At 66.5% G+C, this 935-nt stretch carries 1 protein-coding gene; it reads right to left on the bottom strand.

Annotation, left to right across the window (positions count from 1 at the left end; genetic code table 11):
• Positions 1-852 (bottom strand): IS110 family RNA-guided transposase (locus NKH33_RS33130; RefSeq protein WP_352923740.1); only part of this gene is annotated, 852 nt, incomplete at its 3' end.
• Between the last annotated feature and the right edge of the window lie 83 nt (positions 853-935).

The following is a 935-nucleotide window of genomic DNA, read 5'->3' on the forward strand; positions in this document are numbered from 1 at the left end:
GTGGGCCGTCGCGCCCACCACCAGCGCCTGCCGCAGCATCTCGTCGCCGGCCCGCGTGATCACCCCCAGCCGGTTCTTGCCGGCGGTCGAATGGTTCTTCGGCGTCAGCCCCAGCCACGCCGCGAAGTCGCGTCCCGAACCGAACGCTGTCGCATCAGTGACCTTGACGCCGAGCAGGCTCGCCACGACCGGCCCGACGCCGGGCATCGCAGCCAGCCGCTGTCCAGTCTCGTCCTTGCGGTGATGGGCCAACAGCTTCTTGTCGATTGCCGCGTATCGCGCGCACACCGCGCGGTATTCCTCGCCGAGCGTCTCAAGCAGTTCCTTTGCCAGCGCCGGCACCGTCGCGTCGCCGGCAATGCGGGCCAGCAGTGGCTCGATGCGGGCAAGGCCTTGTGCGGCCACCAGGCCGAATTCGGCTGCGTAGCCGCGGATCGTGTTGGAAAGCTGCGTGCGCCGCCGCACCAGCTGCTCGCGCACCCCAAACAGCATCTGCGCCGCTTGCTGCTCGCCGCTCTTGATCCCAACAAAGCGTGTCCTGGGCCGGCTCATCGCCTCGCAGATCGCCTCGGCGTCAGCCGCGTCATGCTTGCCGCGCCGCACATACGGCTTCACGTGCTGCGCCGCGATCAGCACCACCTCATGACCCAGCCCCGACAGCGTGCGCGCCCAGTAATGCGAGCCACCGCACGCCTCCAGCCCGATCCTCACCGGCGCAAGCTTGGCGAAGAACGGGACTACCGCCCGCCGTTGCAATTTACGCACCAGCACCGAACGCTCCGCAGCGTCGACACCATGCAGCTGAAAAACACTCTTGGACGTATCCATGCCAATACGGATAAGGTGTTCCACGGACGGCTCCCTTGTTTGAGATCTCAACGAACTCATTCTGGCACATCCGATGCCGTCGGGCGCCGTCCACCCCATCATGCCGT

Origin of the sequence: Mesorhizobium sp. M1182, assembly GCF_040318335.1 — a bacterium.
GTDB lineage: Bacteria > Pseudomonadota > Alphaproteobacteria > Rhizobiales > Rhizobiaceae > Mesorhizobium.